Origin of the sequence: Cohnella sp. LGH (assembly GCF_017671885.1) — a bacterium.
Lineage (GTDB): Bacteria > Bacillota > Bacilli > Paenibacillales > Paenibacillaceae > Cohnella > Cohnella phaseoli.
Genome location: NZ_CP072117.1, coordinates 6,520,976 through 6,539,836 on the forward strand (window position 1 = coordinate 6,520,976; position 18,861 = coordinate 6,539,836).

Below are 18,861 nucleotides of genomic sequence, written 5' to 3' on the forward strand. Positions count from 1 at the left end.
TATAGAGGAGACGGACTCCATGAAATATGTCATCGGTGTAGACTTGGGGACGAGCGCGGTCAAAACGCTGCTCGTCGGCCAAGACGGCGTCGTGCGCGCCGAGGCGACCCGGGAATATCCTTTGTACCACGACAAAGCCGGATGGAGCGAGCAGGACCCCGAGGATTGGGTAGCGGGTACGATCGCCGCGCTGCGCGATCTGCTGGCAAGCTCCGGCGCCAACCCGGAAGACGTCGAAGGGGTCAGCTTTTCCGGACAGATGCACGGACTCGTTCTGCTCGATGCGCAAAGCAAACCCGTGCGCAGAGCGATTCTGTGGAACGATACTCGGACGACAGAGCAATGTCGCGAGATCGAGCGGACGCTTGGCGACAAGCTGCTGTCCGTCACCCGCAATCCTGCGCTGGAAGGATTCACGCTTCCGAAGATTCTGTGGGTGAAGCAGCATGAGCCGGACAGCTTTGCGAGGGCCGAAAGCTTCGTGCTGCCGAAGGACTATGTCCGGCTTCGCCTTACCGGAGAGAAGCATATGGACTTGTCGGACGCAGCGGGAACGCTAATGCTCGACGTCGCGGGCCGCGAGTGGAGCGCGGATGTGCTGGATGCGTTCGCGCTCCCTTCCGGCTTCTGCCCGCCGCTCGTCGAGGCGGGAGCTTATGTCGGCGAGTTGACTGCGGAAGCGGCGTTGGCGACCGGACTCCGGCAGCAGACAAAAGTATTCGCGGGGGGCGCCGACAATGCCTGCGGAGCGATCGGAGCGGGCATTCTGTCGCCCGGCCTGACACTGTGCAGCATCGGAACGTCGGGAGTCGTCTTGACGTACGAGGAGAACGCCTCCGCCGACTATCGGGGCAAGGTTCACTTCTTTAATCACGGCAAGGCGGGAGCCTTCTACGCGATGGGCGTTACGCTCGCAGCGGGCTACTCGCTTAGCTGGTTCCGCAATGCGTTCGCCAAGGGCGAGACCTATGATGCGATGCTGCAAGGAGCGGAACTTATTCCGGCCGGCGCGAACGGCCTGCTGTTCACGCCGTATATCGTCGGAGAGCGCACTCCGCATGCGGATGCGCAAATTCGCGGCAGCTTCGTCGGCGTGGATGGAAGCCATACGAGAACGCATTTCGCCCGGGCGGTCATGGAAGGAATTACGTTCTCCTTGAACGAGTCGATCGAGCTGTTCCGCGCCGCGGGCAAACAAGTCGACCAAGTCGTATCGATCGGCGGCGGGGCCAAAAATCCGCTCTGGCTGCAGATGCAGGCCGACATTTTCAAAGCCGATGTCGTTGCGCTGGAGAACGAGCAAGGACCCGGTCTCGGTGCGGCGATGCTGGCCGCGGTCGGCTGCGGCTGGTTCCCGTCGCTTGACGCTTGCGGAGCGACATTCGTGAAGCACGCGCGGGTGTATCGTCCGAATGAAGAAGCCAGCGCGCGTTACGGGCAGCTGTTTGAAATTTACCGCCAAGTGTACGCTCAGACGGCGGACCTCAATCGCGCGCTCTACGCTTTTCGAAACTAGCGCAATCGGGTAGAATAAAAATTAGGACAAGGGGTGCCTCCCTTTCCTTCAAGAGCCTTCGCATTTCCCGGCCGGTAAACGGGAGAAGGCTCTTTTGCCGTAGGCGGGGAAACCTAAGAGCCTGCAAATCCGTATTTTATAACATATGAACATTTAACGACTGAATCGAAGCGGAGGAAAACCGGTGGCAACGGACGAGACGGACGACAAAGAGCGGGACAAGATCAGCCTTCCTTTGCTGCGGGCGGAAGTGGAAGAAGCGGGCTACGAGTCGGGGCATCCGATCGTGCGCAATATCGTGCTTGAAGTCGGCTCCGGCGAAAGAGTCGGTCTGATCGGTCCTAACGGAGCGGGGAAGAGCACATTGATGAAGGGACTGCTCGGCCAACTGCCTCACTGGCGAGCGAAGGTGTATTGGCGGGGCGAGGAGAAGACGATGGCTCGGGAAGAAGCCGTTTCTTCGCAAATTGCCTACATTCCCGAGCAGCCGATCGTATACGAAAGGCTGACGCTGTGGGAACATCTCGTGTTGGCCGCAGCTTCGGTCGGCTTATCCGAGGAAGAGCTGAACGAGCGGGCGGACAAGCTGCTGCGCCGTTTTCGTTTGAACGGGTTCCGGCATCATTATCCGGTGAAGTTCTCCAAAGGCATGCAGCAAAAAACGATGCTGATCATCGGCTTCCTGATGAAGCCCGATCTGTACCTGGTGGACGAGCCGTTCATCGGACTTGATCCCGGCGCGGTTCTGGAGCTGATCGACGCCTTGGAGGAGGAAAGAAGCCGCGGAGCGGCCATCCTGATGACGACGCATGTACTGGACTCGGCGGAAAGAATGTGCGATCGGTTCGTGCTCGTCAATAACGGAGGAGCGGCTGCCACAGGTACGCTTGAGGAGATTGCGAGGCAGGCAGGCCTCGGCTCGGACGCTCGGCTGTTCGATTGCTTTCATCGACTCACCGCCCGTGACGAGGATGACGAGGTGGAGGCATGAGCCGTCAGGAAGCGGAGCCGAATTCTACGCCTTCCCGTTCCCGTTCTCTCGGAAGCTTCACTTCGCGGACGCTGTTCGCCGAAAGGACGCTCGCGTTCTGGCACACCGTCTGGAAATGCTGGAGAATCGTATTAGACTGGACGGTATGTCTCTACATTGTGCTTCCAGGGGCGTTTATCTCCGTCGGAATGTACAGGGATTTCATGCGCGATCCGCCGCCGGGACTGGCGGAGTTTCCGCTGTATCCGATTCTGCTTGTGCTCGCGCTGCTTCAACTTACGGGGAAATACCGGACATTCGCCGAGGCGGGCGACGGTCTGTTCCTGCACCGGCATCCCGGATGGAGGCGGGGCTTTGCTTGGATGGGCTTCGCTTACGGAGGAGCGTCAAGACTATTTGTTACCGGCGTTGTGGCAGCAGCGCTGTCACCGGTTCTTGTGCCTGTGTTCGGCCTATCCGCGGCTTCGCTGGCCGCCCTCGTTCTCTATTACGCCGCCGCAGGGCTGAGCTGGTCGCTGCTAAACGATCGGATCGCGCTGAACTGGAAAGGCTGGCGTAGATGGGCGGCGATACTGCCTACAGGCGCTGTCTTTGTGTTCGGCGTGACCGCGTTGGCCGATCGGGCAGCCTTCGACCCGCTTCTAACGCTTCTGTTCGGGGCGGCGTTCCTCGCCGGCGCATTCGCGCTTCTGCTTCTGCGGCTTCGCAAGCTGGGAACGCTGTTGCACGAAATTGCCGTGGAAACGGCAAGCTACACGTCGCTCGTCAGCTGGGTTCTCATGGATACGATGGAGAAGAAGCCGATTCCGCGGCAAAGCAAGCCGATCCTGTTTGCCCGCTCCCAGCCGTTACTGCGTCACCGAAGCGTCGATGTCGACCGACTGGCGGACAGCTGGATGAAATCGGTCGTTCGCCGTCCGGATCTGCTGAAGCAGCTTGTTTATATTCTCGGGGTCGGCACAATGGCGCTGGCCTTGCCTCCGATTCCGCTGGCGGTCGCAGTGTGGCTGGTTCTGCCTTTTCTGGTCGTCGCTACGCTGCGCCGACAGTGGCGGCAATGGTTATCCGAGCCGTATCTCTCGCTATTCGAATGGTCCCGTCAGGTCGAGACGGAGGCTTCCCGCAAAGCGACAGCTTGGCTGGCGCTGCCCCACATGCTGTTGTGGGCGCTTCTGCTCTCCATTCGAATCGGGCTGGCGTTCGGGGGCTTCGCCTGGCTTGCGGCTGTCGCGTTGCTTCCGGTAGGTTATTTCTGGGCGAGGACAGTGAGCAGTTTGTTATCCTCATTCGCAGCCTCGCGCGAAATCAAGAATAAACGCTCCTCATTCCGGGATAACTAACCGGAAGGGATATAAGTTGACTGAAGCTGGGCGGAACCGTCCCCTCGGAAATATTATGCAAGGGGCTTCCCCTTCACAGGGTCAACTTATATAGAATTACGAGGAGAGGGTGAAAGCGATGAAGCATGCCGCGCTGCTGTTTCAATTCCCTGGAGATTCTCAAGCCATGCTGGCGGCGGAGACGTTGGAGGAACTGGGCTACGAGCCGCAGCTTCATGAAGGCGGAAGGCTGCACATTCACGTGCAGAACGAGGATTTGACTTCTGCGCTGGAAATTGTGCAATGCTGTTCGGGGCATCTGCTCGAACACGCGCCGGCGGAAGCTGTCACCGTTACGGATTTCGCTTATGGGATGGACGATATTCCGATCCCCGCGCATACGGTAAACGAGGATTGGGTCGACTCCTATCAGGAAGGCCAAGCGGTTTCCTATCCGCCCAACGCGCTGGACGAAGCCGATTCCTTTCGGCAGAGCTCAGAGGAAGACGGGGAAAATGGCGACGGTACGGCCTATCCGACCGACGACGGATCGTACGACCGGTTCGAGACGACCTGACCGACAAGGCATACGGGGCAAGCGAAGCCGGAAGATCCCGGAGTCGCCTGCCCCTTTGCGAATTTTAGTGGAGCTTGCAAGCCGAATGGCTCGTGCTAGAGCGCTCATCGCCCATCTATGTTTGATCCATAACGCTTCCAATTTATTGGATATTAAACTTTTACGAACGGATCTTCTTGCACACATGAGTCTACGCAGGGAAGTTAGTCGAAAATTCGTACAACGCAGCTCGAACCAGGCTTAAACGGCGGACAATTGTACGAAAAACCGCACAAAACAACTCGGCTCAGACTCAAACGACGAACGTTTGTAGGGAAATTCGTATAAATCAACCAAGATCAGGGATTGTATGCTACTCAAGCGTCTTCGATAATTATATGAATAACTTCTGGGAATTATCTGGAAGTTTTTCGAGTCAAGCATAGATCGCCCACCGCTACCGGCTTAGAGCGCCGCATGCGTCCCCGCCGTGTATCCCGTCGAGAAAGCCGCCGTAATGTTGTAGCCGCCCGTGTAGCCGTGAATATCCAGAATTTCGCCGCAGAAGTAGAGCCCTTCCATCAGCTTAGATTCCATCGTTTTCGGATCGATCTCCTTTAAGCTCACGCCTCCGCCGGTAACGAAAGCGTCCTCGATCGACAGCGTGCCGTATACCCGAATCGGGAACCGCTTGATCAGTCCGCAAAGACGGCTCCACGACTGACGCGGCAAATTGTCGAAGGTGGTCGTCTCCGCCAACTCGGCTCCACGCAGCAGCGGCGGGATCATTTTCTCGGGGAGGCAGGCTTTAAGCACGTTCTTGACCGCTTTCTTCGGCTCCTGTTCGGCCAGCTTCAGAGTCTCGGCGTACACTTCGTCCGGGCTCTTGTCCGGCATCAGATCGATCGCCGTTTCGACGTTGCCCGCCCGGGATGCCTTCAGCTCTTTGACGACAAACTGGCTGCACCGCAGCGCGATCGGCCCGGAAACCCCGAAATGGGTGAAAATCATGTCTCCGCGATGCTCGACGATTCGCTTGCCTTTGGCGCTCCAGACCGACAAGGCGACATCCCTAAGGCTGAGCCCCTGAAGCTCTTTGCTTGTAATAAAAGGCTCGTTGGAGGTTAGCGGCACTTCCGTCGGAAACAGCTCGGTGATCGTGTGGCCCGCTTTCTCCGCCCAGGCGTAACCGTCTCCGGTCGAGCCTGTCTGCGGTACGGACTTGCCTCCCGAAGCGACGATGACCGCTCTGCAGCTTAGCGTTTCTCCCGAACGCAGCCGAACGCCCGCAACGCGACCGCCTTCGTACATCACAGTGTCCACTGGAGCGTTCACGCGAATGTCGACGCCCTGTTTGCGCACTTGTCCGACAAGCGTGTCGACAACGGTTTTGGCGCGGTCGGTCACAGGGAACATTCGACCGTTGTCTTCTTCCTTCAAACGGATGCCCAAATTTTCAAAAAAAGCGATAATATCCTTATTGTTGAAATTCGCCAAGGAGCTGTACAGAAACCGTCCATTGCCGGGAATGTGGCGGATCAGCTCGTCGGTGTCCTTATTGTTCGTCACATTGCATCTGCCTCCGCCGGATATGCCGAGCTTGCGCCCCAGCTTGTCTCCTTTGTCGAGAAGCAGAACCGCGGCGCGCCGTTTGCTGGCGGCGATTGCGGCCATCAGTCCCGCCGAGCCTCCGCCGATGACGATCACATCGTAGTCCATGTTCGTTCTCCTGACTAATTGATATATTTAGAGTGTATCACCGGATGCCGAGAACGCAAAATTCGATCGTTCATGTAAAAAAGCTCATAAAGAATATCGGAAAAAGTGAAGATTACTAACTGCCTTATATTGTAACTCATGGGGAGATGTGCTTTAATCAAAGTGATTCGGCACAAATTCGCTAGATCCCGATCCGTAGTTGCGGGAGGTTCGCTAGATGTGGAAAGATGCGCTACTGCAGATCCTGATTGTATTTCTTCCCGTGTTTATGTTCATGGTCTGGTACGATAAACCGGATAGAACCGGCTATTCGCACATTTTCATCGGATTATGCTGCGGATTGGCCATGCTATTAAATATGAGTTTTACGACAGTGAATCCATATGGAGTTTCTTTGGACCTGCGTCATGTTCCGTTATTGATAGGCTCGATATACGGCGGTATCCCGATCGGTCTGGGGCTGCTCGTTGTGTATGCGGCTAAGCGGCTTGGAGAGATTGCCTTTCAGTGGGAATATTTTGTTTTGATCGGCTTCCTGGCGGTTTACGGTACAATGCTTTTTACGAAAAAATTCGACTACGGCTCCCGTTCGCGCAAGGGGAAGCTGCGGTTTGCGCTCTATTCCTGCTTATTTCTTGCGCTGCTTCAGGCAGGGTCGTATTTCGCAAGCGCACAGGGAAGTATGTCCGACAAGCTCTCCGCAGTAACGGGCGCCCCGCTTATTTTCGTATCCGCTTTCATTGTCGCGACGCTGCTGTGCGTGCACTATATTGAGCTGACTATTGAGAGATTTCAACTGAAGCTGCAGCTTCGGGATATGTCTCTAAGATACGACAGGGAGATTCACGGGCTCAAGGACGAGGTCGACAGAATGGAGAGGCTGAGTCTGGTCGGGCAGATGGCCGCGAGCATTACGCACGAGATTCGCAACCCGCTTGCAGTTATTCGCGGATTTATACAGCTGCTTAACGAGCGCAGCCCTGCGGAGCAGAAAACGTATTTTCACATCGTGCTGGAAGAGCTGGACCGGACGAATTTGATCATTAACGATTTTCTGTCGTTGGCCCAGAATCGTACCGCCGAGAAAGAGCTGTTCAACCTGAACGACCTGCTGAGCGATTTGCTGCCTCTGATCTGGGCGGACGCCAATATGAGGGGGCAGATTATCGATCTGCATACGGACGCAAGTCTGGAACCGATTTTAATGAACAGCAAGGAGATCAAGCAGCTCGTGCTGAATTTGTCGCGCAACGGCATGGAAGCGATGAACGATAAAGGCGCGCTCAAAATTGAGACGACGAATTTGCCGGATTCGGTGCAGCTGCGCGTCAGCGACACCGGCGTCGGCATTCCGGCGGAGAAGCTGAAGCTGCTATTCGAGCCCTTCTATACGACGAAGACGAACGGCACCGGTTTAGGTTTGGTTTTATGTATGAGCATCGTGGAGCGTCACGACGGCAAAATCCAGGTAGAATCGACAGTCGGTCAGGGAACGACCTTTATCGTCTCGTTCAGCAAGCAGAGCGCGTCAAGAGACAGCCGACAGGCTGCGGAACAGGCGGGCTAATCGCGGATAAGCGTTCCAGTTTCGGTTACACTACGGGGGCAACGACTAGACAAGGAGGCTGTTATCATGCCCAGAAACGAAGGTCCTTCGAAGTCCGGACGGTCGGCCGAACAACGCGGCAAGAGCAAAACTTCGCCGTTATCCCCCGCATTCGACAAAAAACTGGACGGGCCTAACCGTCCCTCGACCTGACGATGGGCGGCAACGGGAGAAAGAGCAGGCCCTACGCCGACGCGATTCCCGTTCATGGGCCGGACGATCCGGAATTGGATCCGTTCGAGATCGAGTTTCGGCCGGAATTCCGCGAAGGCCGGGGACCGCGCGAGCCATTCGTGAATGAATACGGCGTTGTTATCGGAGATCACGACTACGAATCCGCGAACTCTCCGCTGGAACGATGGAGCGAGGAGACCGACCCTTCCGTCATGGCGGGGGAGACGTGGGTGCATCCTTATAAAGATATCGGCTTTCTGACGAGCGAGAATCGCGACTTGTTCGAACGGGGAGTGGCCTCTTCCCGTCCGTTCGCGCATCCGATGCATTCAACCGCACCGGCCATCGACGGGGACGAGGATACAAGCCATCCCTCCGTTCCGGAGGTGCTGGACGAGCCTTAAACCGGGTACGATAGCCTCAATAGCTTTGACGGAGCTTGCGGCAGCACGGTATAATGAAATTTAGCGGAATATGCATGCCGCCAATTTCTCGTTCGGAAAGAGAGGCGCATTAGAATGTCGATGTCATTCGAAAGATATATGCTGGATATGATTCAACCGATGCGCGACGATTTGACGCGGGTCGGCATTCAAGAGCTGAGAACCCCGGAGGAAGTGGAAGAGAACCTTCCCGGAGCTGCCGGAACGGCGCTCGTCGTCGTAAACTCCGTATGCGGCTGCGCGGCGGGACAATGCCGTCCAGGCGTTGCCGAAGCGCTGAAGCACGATGTGGTGCCCGATCATCTGTTTACGGTGTTCGCAGGACAGGATAAGGAAGCGACGGCTAAAGCGCGCGAATACTTCCTGCCTTATCCGCCGTCGTCCCCTTCCATCGCATTGATGAAAGACGGAGAGCTCGTTCATTTCATTGAGCGGCATCAGATCGAGAATCGCAGCGCGGAAGAGATCGCGGCCGATTTGACCGACGCTTTCGACCGTTACTGCAAGCAGTAAACAACGTTCCCGGAGGCAGAGGCCGCTCGCGCCCGAGCCGCCGGGTTATTTTTTGCGGTTAAGGAGGAGAAATCAGGATGACGCTTCAGCAAGAAATTATCGAGACGCTTGGCGTGAAACCGACGATCGACGTCGACGAAGAGATCGGACGGAGAGTCAAGTTTTTGAAGGACTATGTCGTGCAAGCGGGCGCGACGGGACTGCTGATCGCGATCAGCGGCGGGTTGGACAGCGCGGTGGCCGCGGGACTGTGCAAGCTCGCCACGGACGAGCTGTCGCAGAAGACGGGCAAGGAGTACATCACGCTCGGCGTATTCCAGCCTTACGGAGAGCAAGAGGACATTCACCATAGCTACGAGGTGGCCGAAGCGTTTAAGCTGACGCACAAAGTAGAGACGAACATTGAGGATGCGGTTGACGAGATCGCTCTGGAAACCGAGCAGGCATTCAAGTCTCTGCAAATTCACCGCCATATTAGCCGAGGCGGCAAAGGCAACGTCAAAGCCCGCACGAGAATGGTCGTGCAGTACGCGCTCGCCTTCGATCTGAATCTGCTGGTCGTAGGAACGGACCATGCCTCCGAGGCGCTGACGGGCTTTTACACCAAATGGGGAGACGGCGCTGTCGATATTACCCCGCTCAGTACGCTTAACAAGCGTCAAATTAAGGAGTTGGCCCGCCGTCTCGGCGTGCCGGCCAGTATCATCGACAAAGCTCCGACCGCTGGCCTCTGGCCGGGACAGACCGACGAAGATGAGCTGGGCGTAACTTACGAGGACAACAGCTCCTATCTGGAAGGCAAGGACATCGCTCCGCAAGCAAGAGAGAATCTCGAGAAGCGCTATAAGAGCACGCAGCATAAGCGCCAGCCGATTCCGGGAATCTGACCGCACAGAATGATCGTCGGAATCGGGTTGGATATCGTTGAGACGGAGCGGATGGCGAAAATTCTCGCAGGGCGAAGCGGGGCCAGGTTTATTGACAGGGTGCTGACGCCGGCGGAACGAGAGGTATGGGGAAAGCTGCCGCCTCGGAGGGCGTTGGAATACGCCAGCGGCCGGTTTGCCGCCAAGGAGGCGGTTGTGAAGGCGCTGGGCTGCGGAATAGGAGCCACGGCGGGCTTCCAAGATATCGAGATTATCGCCGACGAACTGGGAAAGCCCGTGTGCAAGCTGTCGTCCGCCGCTGTAGTTCGTCTCGGCTGGGATCGCCCGAATTACCGGCTGCATATCGCGATTACGCACGAGCGCTCCGTCGCGGCCGCTACCGCCCTAATCGAAAAGCTATAAGCGACAACAGTCCGGCAGCTTTTTTCTGTCGGACTGTTATTTATTGGGTTGATGATTACGATATGGTAATTTACGCTTCGCTTTTCGTGACGTATAATGGAAGAATGTTAATGGGATGAAATATCATTTTATCCGGACAATGGGGCATCGAAGATGAGAACGAATTATGTCACGATTATGATGAAGCATTTCGAGCAGATGCATCTTGAGGTAGCTGCGGCTGCGGAGACGGTGCTGGACGCTTCTACGGTGAAGGACAAGGATACGGTATACGATTGTCACCGATTTTTGTTCGTGAAGTCGGGAGAAGGTAAACTGTTCGCTCAAAACAAGGAGATTCCTTTTGCTAAAGGGACGCTCTTTATTTTACTTGCGGGGATGCCGCATCGCATTGTGCTGGAGAAGGACGAGACGGCAACGGTGCAATGGTGCCATTTTCGGGGGAGCTACGAGGATCGGGATTTGTACAAGATGCTGCAGATTCCGTTTCATATTCAGGCGGAGAACGAGGACGCGGTGTCGGCAATCTTCGTTCGCTTGTTCGAAGAGCTGGCGCGCAACGGTTTAACTACCAAGCTCAGAACGAAGGCCGCGATGCTGGAGTTAATCAGCTATTATTTGGATAGTCTGTCGCTGATCGACAATGCGACGCCGACGGACGATCTGCAGAAGATCGACCAGGTGTTGAAGTACATCGACGAGCATCTCGCGGATAATATTACGGTCGAAAATATGGCCAAGCAAGTGTTCTTGCATCCGAACTACTTTATTGTGTTTTTCAAAGGGATTCTAGGCTATTCTCCGATTCAGTACGTCAATCTTCGGAGAATGGAGATCGCCAAGAGTCTGCTCCTGAAGCCCGACAGCAACGTTTCTTTCGTTGCCGGGCAAGTCGGCATGCAAATCTATTACTTCTCGAGAATGTTTAAGGCGCATACCGGGTTGACCCCCAGCCGCTTTCGCAAGCAGGCGGCATTCATCGCTGCATCGTCCGGGAAGGAGCGCGAGGAGGAAGAAAAGCTTTGACGAGCGAGAGCAACAAATCGTATTTCGGCGAAAATCTGCTGCGGTGGTATCGCAAGGAACGGCGCGATCTGCCCTGGCGGAGAAGTCGGGATCCTTATCATATCTGGGTATCCGAAATTATGCTTCAGCAGACGCGCGTAGATACGGTTATTCCGTATTTCAACCGATTTATGGGCCGCTTTCCGACGCTTCGGCATTTGGCGGAGGCGCCGGAGGAGGATGTGCTGAAGCATTGGGAAGGACTGGGCTATTACTCCCGGGCGCGCAATCTGCAGTCGGCTGCGCGAGAGGTGGTCGAGCGGTACGAGGGCGCGGTGCCGCGCGTTAAAGCGGAAGTGTCGACGCTTAAGGGAGTGGGGCCCTATACGACCGGGGCGATTCTCAGCATCGCGTACGATCAGCCTGAGCCGGCCGTAGACGGCAACGTGATGCGAGTGCTGTCCCGGTATTTCTGCCTTGAGGACGATATCGCCCGTCCGGCGACTCGGGTTTCCATGGAGGGTTTAGCCCAATCGCTCATTCCGGAAGGGCAGGCAGCCGATTTCAATCAGGCGCTTATGGAGCTTGGCGCGATGGTGTGTACGCCCAAATCTCCATCATGTCCGGTTTGTCCGGTAGGGGAGAGATGTGAAGGCAGGCTGCAGGGCAAGGAGCGGGAGCTTCCGGTGAAGACGAAGGCCAAGAAGGCCAGACCGGTATACCGTGTGGCCGCTCTGATCGAAGGAACCGGAGCGTTCGCCGGGAAAGTGCTCGTCCGGCAACGGCCGGAGACGGGGCTGCTGGCGCAAATGTGGGAGCTTCCCCATATTGAGGTGCAGGACGAGGACGCGTGGGCCCGCCTTGAGGAAGGAGCGGGATCGCTGGAGGCAGCGCTCGCGGAGGACGGCGTCCGCGTGAAAGCCGCGACCGAGGTCGTCGGCGAGGCGCAGCACATCTTCACGCACCTTGTATGGCGAATCAAGGTGCTGCGCGCCTCCGCGCTCGAGGAGCGCTTCGTGGAGGGCAGCAGCGGCTATCGGTGGATCGGACCGGAACAGTTCGAGGACTATGCTTGGCCGAACGTGTTTCGCAAATTGTTAACGGAATATTTTCTTCAAGTTCAGCGGTAATAGCTTGGCCGGATAACAGAGGCCTGGCGCAGTTTGAAGGCTGTCTCTCATGCGGGGAGCCGATCCGACATTCGGATCGACCCGATCGTGGAGGCAGTCTTCTTTTTTGCGTCCGTAGAGTACTTGCAAAGCCAAACATTTTCTTAACAACTGATCCATTCAGTTAGCGAAAAACATACCTGTCTCATATTCGTTAAGCACAAGATCTAATAATTCCCGCTTACAGTAGAGGAAGATGTCAGACGTATGCAAACGGCTGACAGCAGGAACGCCGACAACAAGGAATGAGGGGGCGCGTAGTGAAGCTAATTGAGTTCTACAGGCAGCTTTTCCTGGAGACGAGCGCAATCTTCGAGCCGGTATGGGAGGGAGAGGACATACCGTTCGGTTATCGTTGGCATAAGCGGAACTATCCTTTGCCGGAGCAATTTCAAATTAGAGACATGAATACCGATCATCCGGCGCTCATGTATTCGCTGATCTTGCCCGAGACTTATCTGGGGACGACGATCTACGAGGAAATTAAAAGATATCCCTCGGAGTACGAGCTGTCCATTGTCATTCTGAATCGCCAAATTTGGCTGAATGCGACGCTTCAAACGGACAAGCTTCAGGATTCTCTGATGGGTTTTCTCCACCATTCACGCGGAGAGCTGATGAATGTGCTGGATTGTATAATTCGACTGCCCGAAGAGGCGAAGGGCTGACGCAACGCGCGGCCGTCCGCGGCAGACACCTACAAAGGAGACGTGGCTTGCAACATGAACATTCGAGCAAAAATGTTAACCGGTTTCGGAATTGTGCTAATTCTTCTTGTAACAGTGGGAATCGTATCGATCGTCCAGATGTCGTCGCTAAAAGGTTCGATTTCGAATCTCAGGGATGTGGGGATGCCGAGCACTTACAAGCTGTCCCAATTGCGAGGAGATTTTAACGGAATCAGCGGACAGCTGCTGATGGTGAGGTTCGATAAGGACGAGCAGACGAGAAAGTCGATGACCGATGCGGTGAGAGCGTCGATAGCGAGCTTTCGAACGGGAATGGAGGAGTACAAATCTCTGATTACCGATTCCGTGGATCAAGCGAAGTATGATACGATTCGGGAGAAGTCGGATAGCTTCTTCGCTGCCGTGGAGCAAATTATTAGCGACGCGGAACGGGAAGGCTCGAATGCCGAGATGACTCCGATCCGCGAATTGCTTCCGCTTGTGCAGTCGACCCGGGCCGATATGGATTCGTGGATCAATTACAACGTGCAAAATGCGGACGAGGAGATCGCCGCGACCTTCGAATCGAACCGTATCGGCACAATTATCGTTGTTGTCTTAGCTTCGATTGCGCTGGCGCTGGGCATCGCGTTGTCGCTGTTCCTATCGTCCAGCCTGGTACGTTCGGTCAAATCGGTCGTTAACGTCGCCACCAGGGCGGCTCAGGGCGACTTGACGGAACGGGCGGAATCGCTGACGAAGGACGAGGTCGGCGTTCTGGCCGGAGCCTTCAACGAGATGATCGGCAATTTGCGAACGTTGATCGGACAGACGCTCGGCTCGGCGCAGAGTGTGTCCGCCGCCGCCCAGGAAATTTCGGCGACGACGGAGGAGATTGCCAAAGGCAGCTCGGATCAGGCGGAATCGGCACAGACGATCAATGCGCTTGTGCAGGAGATGTCCAGAGCGGTCGCCGCCGTAGCGTCCAACGCAAGCGCAGTAGCGGAGCTGTCGGAGCACACGCGGCGCAGAGCGGAGGAAGGCGGGGAAGCGATTCAGGCTTCGTTAAGCAGCATGGACAGGCTGTCGGGGCAGATGCGTCTGCTGGAGCAGGATTCGCAGCAGATTGGCCAGATCATCGAGGTCATCGACGAAATTGCCGAGCAGACGAACCTGTTGGCTTTGAACGCCGCCATCGAGGCGGCCAGAGCCGGAGATCAAGGAAGAGGCTTTGCCGTCGTCGCCGACGAAGTCCGCAAGCTCGCTGAGCGGAGCGGAGAAGCGACGAAGCAGATCGCGAATATTATCAAAGGCATGCAGAAAAATACCGATCAAAGCGTCAAGGCGGTGGAAGAGGCGGCCGGATTGTCGGCGACGTCGGGACAGACGTTCGAACGCATCGTCGGCATGGTCGCGGAGACGGCAGGTCAGATCTCGGAGATTGCGGCGTCCAGCGAGCAGCAAGCCGCGCAGTCCGACGAGGTTCTGCGCGCGGTGGAGCTGATTGCCGCGGCCAGTCAGCAATCCGCTGCTGCAGCGGAAGAGGCGGCGACTTCATCGAACTCGCTGGCGCAACTGTCCGAGAAGCTCAACGAGAATGTGGCGATTTTCAGAGTGTAGGAGAGAGGAAGCGCGATGGAAAACTATATCGTCTTGGGTCTGAATGAGGGAAAATATGCGCTGTCGATCTCTGAGATTCAGGAGATTATCAAGCTGCAGCCGATTACGGAGGTGCCGTGCGGCAAGATGTTCGTCAAGGGAGTCATCAACCTGCGGGGCAGAATCGTTCCCGTCATCTCGTTAAGCGCCCGGTTCGGCGTCAGGGAAGCCGAACCGGGCGCTTCCGCGCGCATTGTGATCGTCAGCTCGGACACGGAAGATATCGGGATATGCGTGGACAGCGTCGATAGAGTGGCGATCTTCGACGAGCTTCTGCCTCCGGCTGTCGACAGTACCGGGGATGCGACCCGCGACTGCCTGTCGGGAATCGGCAGGCTAGGCGACACGCTGATCAACATTTTGGATTTGCAAGCCGTGCTTGGCTTAAGAGGAGGGGTGTAATCGGAATGGACCATTTCGCTTCGACTTACTTAGGCGTGTTCCTGGACGAGCTGGAGGAACAGTTGCTGACGCTCGACCACGCTATTCTCGAGCTGGAGAGCGGCGGCAATCAACTTGATACTATTCAAAAAATATTTCGCGCGGCACATACGCTGAAGGGCTCTTCGGCGGCAATGGGTTTTCACCAGATGAAGGAAGTTACGCATAGGGTGGAAAGCGTGTTCGATCTGCTGCGCCAGGACAGGCTGATGCTGAGCTCCTCGCTCATCAACACGCTGTTCGATTGCATCGACTATTTGAAAGTGCAGCGCGAAGCGCTCAGGCAGGGAGGGACGGAAGCGGAGCCGCACGCCTCTCTGTTCGACGCATTGGAGGATTGTCTATCGGGTCGGCCGACCGGTTCGGGAGGGAAGGAAGGGGCCCGCGGAACCGATCGAACTGCTGGTAAGATCGGCAAAAATAAAGCTGCGGAAAAAAGCGCATTTGAGAACAAGGCTACGGGGTGGACTCCGGCAGAGCTGGAGGAAATGACTCGGAAGCGCGAAGAAGGCGTGCCGCTTTACCTCGTATCGGTGACGTTGTCGTCGGGAGCGGATATGCCGACGGTGCGGGCTATGCTCGTGCAGCGCACGCTTAGCGAGACAGGGGAAGTGATTGCGCTAAAGCCTTCGTTAGCCGAATGGGAGAATGAAGAGCTTCTGATGTCCGGCCCGATCTCGTATGTGATCGCTTCCGCGCATCCGAAGGAAACGATCGGCGGCAATGTGCTGCAGTTATCGCAAATTAACGACGTTAACGTCCAATTGATCGAATGGTTTTCCCAGCCGGACGAAGACGAGGGATTAAAACGGGGCGAAACCGTCGCGAACGAACCGGAGGCTCCGGTTGCTGCTTCGGATACGGCTCCTGCGCCGACTTCGGCCGGACTGGCAGGCAAGCTCGAGACGGCGGAGGCCAAAACAACGATCCAACAGACGGTCAGGGTGGACGTCAAGCGACTGGAACACTTGCTGAACTTGGTCGGAGAGCTTATCATCGATAATACCCGGCTGCAAGAGGTTCGCAAACGGCTGAGAGAGCGCGATAAGCAGGACCAGGACGTTGCGATGCTGGGCGAGGTTACCGATCATCTGAACGGCGTCATTGCCGAGCTTCAAGAGGGAATGATGAAAACCCGGATGCTGCCCATCGAGCAGCTGTTCAATCGTTTCCCGAGACTGGTCAGGGATTTGTCGCAGCAGGCGGGCAAGGAAATCCAGTTTACAATCGAAGGCAAGGAGACGGAGCTGGATCGGACGCTTATCGAGGAGATCGGAGACCCGTTGATTCACATATTGCGAAATGCGGCAGATCACGGACTCGAGGCTCCCGAAGAGCGCGAGCGGCTCGGCAAGTCTCGCAAAGGGCAGCTGCTGCTGCAAGCGAGCCATCAGGAGAATGCGATTGTCATTCGCGTGAAGGACGACGGGCGAGGGATCGATCCGGAGAAGGTCATGCGCAAGGCCATTCACAAAGGCTTCGTGACCGAGCAGGAAGCCGCAAGAATGTCGGACAAGGAGCTCATCGCGCTGATCTTCCACTCGGGCATGTCTACGGCGGAGCAGGTGACCGAGCTGTCCGGCCGGGGAGTCGGCATGGACATCGTGCGGACGCAGATCGAGAAGCTGAACGGACTGATCGACATCGATACGGCGCTGGGGCTAGGGACGGAAATTACGATCAAGCTGCCGCTGACGCTGGCGATAACGCGCTCGCTGTTAGTCGAGCTGGGCAAGCATACGCTGGCGATACCGCTCGTACACGTCTTGGAAACGTTCCAATTGTCTTCGGCCAACATTCAGAGCGTTCACGGCAAAGAAATTTGCATAGTCAGGGGAGACATTTTCCCGTTGGTCAGGCTGCATGGAAGGCTGCGTACGGAGCCTTCGAGCTCCAGCAGGGGCTATGCCGTCATGATCGGTGCGGCGGATCGACGCGTATGCCTGTATGTGGATCGTCTCGTCGCCAACCAGGAAATCGTCATGAAGCCGTTGTCCGCTTATTTGGGACAAGTGCCGTATGTCTCGGGCGCATCGATTCTAGGCAATGGCAGCATCGCTTATATCTTGGACGTGAACGCCGTTGTGCGCGATGCGGGAACGGTCACCGATCCCGGACGGGCCGGCAGACATGCGGTCAAATCCGTTCATGCGGAGAAGAGAGTTACGTTTATGCTGGGCGATCAGCAGTATGCGCTCGATATCGGACAGGTTAAAGAGATCATCAGAGTGCCCGCGCTGTCCCAAATCGCATCGAGGTCGCCTGAAATGCTCGGCATGTTCAATTTGAGAGGAGCTTTGCTGCCGGTTGTCGATCTGGCGCAATGTCTCGGTCTTCCTCCGCTGCCGATCGGGGAAGAATCGCGCGTCATTGTGATGAAAGAAGGCGGAAGCGATATCGGGGTATTGGTGGATTCGGTAACGGAAGTGTTTAATATGCCGGACACGGAGGTCGAGACGACTCCTGCGGCGATTGCCAGCGTGGTGTCGGAATTTATAAGAGGAATTCATAAGCGCGGAGACGAGCTGACGATTCTGCTGAGAACGGACAAGGTGCTGGAAGCAAGCGGCTTCTGCATCGCGTAGTTATAGGGGGGGATTGGTTTGATTCAAGTAAGCGATGCTAGATTGAGGCAGTTGAATTACATTGGCATCTCGGAGGAGGATTTGGCCATGCTGAAGGCGAAGCATGCCGCGTTTGCCGAGATTACGAACTTAGTGGTGGACGAGCTGTACGACAGAATTGTCGGACAGCCGGAGCTGTTTAACCTGATTAACAGCCATAGTACGATCGAGAGGCTGAAGGAAACGCAGCGCTGGTATTTCATGTCGATGACTTCAGGTTTGATCGACGAGGATTTTTTCAGCAGGAGGCTGTATATCGGCAAAGTCCATTCCCGAATCGGGCTGACGACGAACTGGTATTTGGGCACTTACATTCTGTATCTGGATCTGGCGACGAAGCATCTGAAGCGGGTCGATCCCGAGCATTGGACCAGATCGGTGCACGCGCTGAGCAAAATGTTCAACCTCGATTCACAGATCGTGCTCGAAGCTTACGAGGAAGACGAGAAAGCGAAAGTCGAAAAGCTCGTCGAGACACGCCAGTATATGCTGACCAAAGTGAGCTCGGTCGTGCAGGAGCTGTCCTCCATGATGGTGCAATTGAACTCCAGCAGCAATCTCGTGGCGTCCAACGCTTCCCATACGGCCTCCGTCCAGGAGAACTCCCACGCGAAGGTGCGAGAGCTGGCCGGCAGCATTGACGAGATCAATCAGTTGGGAACAACGATGCGGGAAATTTCCGATCAGACGCATCTGATCGGCCTGAACGCGGCGCTGGAAGCGGCGCGAGCCGGCGATGCCGGGCTCGGCTTCGAGGTTGTCGCCAATGAGATTCGCAAGCTGGCGACGAGCTCCAAGCAGTCGCTGATGACGATCCAGCGCAAGCTGAAGGAAATTCGCGAGGCGCTGGACGAAGTCAAGCACGGCAGCGAGGAGACGGTGCGCTTCTCGCGCGAGCAGGCGGCAAGCTCCGAGGAGCTAAGCTCGTTCGTGCAGATGATCGATACGGTTGCCGCTGACTTGAACGGTTTATTGGAGCAAGATTCGGTTCACTAATCGAGCGAAATCAAGAGGATGATTGCCTGTAGCGGTCTGGCAGACCGTAACGGGAGGGAAATCGAGCGGATGACTAGCCTCTAACGGTCTGGTGGATCGCTCCGCGAAAAGCTCCCGAGCAAACCCACGGCTCAACTGAAGAGAATTTTTGTAACGCCTCCGAAACTAAAACC

The 18,861-nt window shown here is 56.3% G+C and carries 18 protein-coding genes; 17 read left to right on the forward strand and 1 reads right to left on the reverse strand.

The window, feature by feature from the left end:
* Positions 1–19 precede the first annotated feature (19 nt).
* The 4 genes from xylB to J4772_RS27170 all read left to right on the forward strand — a co-directional run bounded on the left by xylB (position 20) and on the right by J4772_RS27170 (position 4,403).
* Complete coding sequence (gene xylB, locus J4772_RS27155) at positions 20–1,516, forward strand: xylulokinase (protein WP_209072248.1); 1,497 nt, start codon at positions 20–22, stop codon at positions 1,514–1,516.
* Between the two features lie 184 nt (positions 1,517–1,700).
* Positions 1,701–2,507, forward strand: coding sequence for an ABC transporter ATP-binding protein (locus J4772_RS27160; protein WP_247740863.1), 807 nt, complete (start codon positions 1,701–1,703; stop codon positions 2,505–2,507).
* A complete protein-coding gene (locus J4772_RS27165; protein ID WP_209072249.1) occupies positions 2,504–3,847 on the forward strand; it encodes an ABC transporter permease in 1,344 nt (447 codons plus the stop codon). Before J4772_RS27160 ends, J4772_RS27165 begins: the two co-directional genes overlap by 4 nt.
* A 118-nt stretch (positions 3,848–3,965) precedes the next feature.
* Positions 3,966–4,403, forward strand: coding sequence for a hypothetical protein (locus J4772_RS27170; RefSeq protein ID WP_209072250.1), 438 nt, complete (start codon positions 3,966–3,968; stop codon positions 4,401–4,403).
* Positions 4,404–4,847: 444 nt separating this feature from the next.
* On the opposite strand, the gene J4772_RS27175 is transcribed toward J4772_RS27170, so the two are convergent.
* Positions 4,848–6,101: a BaiN/RdsA family NAD(P)/FAD-dependent oxidoreductase gene (locus J4772_RS27175; protein WP_209072251.1), complete on the reverse strand. Its 1,254-nt coding sequence runs from the start codon at positions 6,099–6,101 to the stop codon at positions 4,848–4,850.
* A gap of 217 nt (positions 6,102–6,318) precedes the next feature.
* Here J4772_RS27175 and J4772_RS27180 point away from each other — a divergent pair, with 217 nt between their 5' ends.
* The 13 genes from J4772_RS27180 to J4772_RS27235 all read left to right on the forward strand — a co-directional run bounded on the left by J4772_RS27180 (position 6,319) and on the right by J4772_RS27235 (position 18,688).
* Positions 6,319–7,668 carry a sensor histidine kinase gene (locus J4772_RS27180; RefSeq protein WP_247740864.1) on the forward strand — a complete coding sequence of 450 codons (1,350 nt, stop codon included), beginning with the start codon at positions 6,319–6,321 and terminating at the stop codon, positions 7,666–7,668.
* A 66-nt stretch (positions 7,669–7,734) separates the two neighbouring features.
* Entirely contained in the window at positions 7,735–7,860 is a 126-nt protein-coding gene (locus tag J4772_RS37370) for a hypothetical protein (RefSeq protein WP_256442652.1), read from the forward strand.
* A gap of 2 nt (positions 7,861–7,862) precedes the next feature.
* Complete coding sequence (locus tag J4772_RS27185) at positions 7,863–8,285, forward strand: DUF3905 domain-containing protein (RefSeq protein ID WP_209072252.1); 423 nt, start codon at positions 7,863–7,865, stop codon at positions 8,283–8,285.
* Between the two features lie 114 nt (positions 8,286–8,399).
* The gene (locus J4772_RS27190; protein WP_116063737.1) at positions 8,400–8,837 is read left to right on the forward strand and encodes a BrxA/BrxB family bacilliredoxin; all 438 of its coding nucleotides are present in this window, start codon (positions 8,400–8,402) and stop codon (positions 8,835–8,837) included.
* A gap of 77 nt (positions 8,838–8,914) precedes the next feature.
* Positions 8,915–9,724, forward strand: coding sequence for an NAD(+) synthase (gene nadE / locus J4772_RS27195; protein WP_209072253.1), 810 nt, complete (start codon positions 8,915–8,917; stop codon positions 9,722–9,724).
* A 9-nt stretch (positions 9,725–9,733) separates the two neighbouring features.
* Positions 9,734–10,126 (forward strand): holo-ACP synthase, encoded by a 393-nt coding sequence (gene acpS, locus J4772_RS27200; RefSeq protein WP_209072254.1) that lies wholly within the window; start codon positions 9,734–9,736, stop codon positions 10,124–10,126.
* 153 nt (positions 10,127–10,279) lie between these two features.
* Positions 10,280–11,152: an AraC family transcriptional regulator gene (locus J4772_RS27205; protein ID WP_209072255.1), complete on the forward strand. Its 873-nt coding sequence runs from the start codon at positions 10,280–10,282 to the stop codon at positions 11,150–11,152.
* On the forward strand, positions 11,149–12,261 hold the full coding sequence (gene mutY, locus J4772_RS27210; RefSeq protein WP_209072256.1) for an A/G-specific adenine glycosylase: 1,113 nt from the start codon (positions 11,149–11,151) through the stop codon (positions 12,259–12,261). The genes J4772_RS27205 and mutY overlap by 4 nt, the downstream gene beginning before the upstream one ends.
* Positions 12,262–12,560: 299 nt before the next feature.
* On the forward strand, positions 12,561–12,968 hold the full coding sequence (locus J4772_RS27215) for a hypothetical protein (protein WP_209072257.1): 408 nt from the start codon (positions 12,561–12,563) through the stop codon (positions 12,966–12,968).
* A 54-nt stretch (positions 12,969–13,022) separates the two neighbouring features.
* A complete protein-coding gene (locus J4772_RS27220; RefSeq protein WP_209072258.1) occupies positions 13,023–14,588 on the forward strand; it encodes a methyl-accepting chemotaxis protein in 1,566 nt (521 codons plus the stop codon).
* Between the two features lie 15 nt (positions 14,589–14,603).
* Positions 14,604–15,029: a chemotaxis protein CheW gene (locus tag J4772_RS27225; RefSeq protein ID WP_209072259.1), complete on the forward strand. Its 426-nt coding sequence runs from the start codon at positions 14,604–14,606 to the stop codon at positions 15,027–15,029.
* A 5-nt stretch (positions 15,030–15,034) separates the two neighbouring features.
* Positions 15,035–17,653, forward strand: a complete 2,619-nt coding sequence (locus J4772_RS27230) for a chemotaxis protein CheA (RefSeq protein WP_209072260.1) — start codon at positions 15,035–15,037, stop codon at positions 17,651–17,653.
* A gap of 18 nt (positions 17,654–17,671) precedes the next feature.
* Positions 17,672–18,688 (forward strand): globin-coupled sensor protein, encoded by a 1,017-nt coding sequence (locus J4772_RS27235; RefSeq protein ID WP_209072261.1) that lies wholly within the window; start codon positions 17,672–17,674, stop codon positions 18,686–18,688.
* Positions 18,689–18,861: the final 173 nt, after the last annotated feature.

Bases quoted from the DNA above. Each gene is read 5' to 3' on its own strand.
- xylB (WP_209072248.1), top strand. From the start codon at position 20: ATGAAATATGTCATCGGTGTAGACTTGGGGACGAGCGCGGTCAAAACG.
- J4772_RS27165 (WP_209072249.1), top strand. From the start codon at position 2,504: ATGAGCCGTCAGGAAGCGGAGCCGAATTCTACGCCTTCCCGTTCCCGT.
- J4772_RS27170 (WP_209072250.1), top strand. From the start codon at position 3,966: ATGAAGCATGCCGCGCTGCTGTTTCAATTCCCTGGAGATTCTCAAGCC.
- J4772_RS27175 (WP_209072251.1), bottom strand. From the start codon at position 6,101: ATGGACTACGATGTGATCGTCATCGGCGGAGGCTCGGCGGGACTGATG.
- J4772_RS27180 (WP_247740864.1), top strand. From the start codon at position 6,319: ATGTGGAAAGATGCGCTACTGCAGATCCTGATTGTATTTCTTCCCGTG.
- J4772_RS37370 (WP_256442652.1), top strand. From the start codon at position 7,735: ATGCCCAGAAACGAAGGTCCTTCGAAGTCCGGACGGTCGGCCGAACAA.
- J4772_RS27185 (WP_209072252.1), top strand. From the start codon at position 7,863: ATGGGCGGCAACGGGAGAAAGAGCAGGCCCTACGCCGACGCGATTCCC.
- J4772_RS27190 (WP_116063737.1), top strand. From the start codon at position 8,400: ATGTCGATGTCATTCGAAAGATATATGCTGGATATGATTCAACCGATG.
- nadE (WP_209072253.1), top strand. From the start codon at position 8,915: ATGACGCTTCAGCAAGAAATTATCGAGACGCTTGGCGTGAAACCGACG.
- acpS (WP_209072254.1), top strand. From the start codon at position 9,734: ATGATCGTCGGAATCGGGTTGGATATCGTTGAGACGGAGCGGATGGCG.
- J4772_RS27205 (WP_209072255.1), top strand. From the start codon at position 10,280: ATGAGAACGAATTATGTCACGATTATGATGAAGCATTTCGAGCAGATG.
- J4772_RS27220 (WP_209072258.1), top strand. From the start codon at position 13,023: ATGAACATTCGAGCAAAAATGTTAACCGGTTTCGGAATTGTGCTAATT.
- J4772_RS27225 (WP_209072259.1), top strand. From the start codon at position 14,604: ATGGAAAACTATATCGTCTTGGGTCTGAATGAGGGAAAATATGCGCTG.
- J4772_RS27230 (WP_209072260.1), top strand. From the start codon at position 15,035: ATGGACCATTTCGCTTCGACTTACTTAGGCGTGTTCCTGGACGAGCTG.